The 235-nt window shown below is 71.9% G+C and carries 1 protein-coding gene; it reads left to right on the forward strand.

The features are described from left to right. Positions 1–36 precede the first annotated feature (36 nt). Positions 37–235 (forward strand): hypothetical protein (locus tag ACQG3P_RS23960; protein WP_426806445.1); only part of this gene is annotated, 199 nt, incomplete at its 3' end.

The following is a 235-nucleotide window of genomic DNA, read 5'->3' on the forward strand; positions in this document are numbered from 1 at the left end:
TCGCTCCCGCTCCCCAGGGCTGGTGTGCTGGACGCGTTGGACGACAGGGTGGCCGGCGTGCCGGCGGGCGGCGCCACCGGAGTGTCCAACGTGCTGACCAACGACACGTTGAACGGCACGCCGGTGGACCCGACCACGGTGGTGCTGGCGCCGACCAACACCCCGGCGCTGACCATGCAGCCCGACGGCTGCGTCGACGTCACTGCCGGTACGCCGGGGACGACCTACAGCACCA

It is taken from the genome of Stenotrophomonas sp. SrG, assembly GCF_050031795.1.
Classification (GTDB): domain Bacteria; phylum Pseudomonadota; class Gammaproteobacteria; order Xanthomonadales; family Xanthomonadaceae; genus Stenotrophomonas; species Stenotrophomonas rhizophila_A.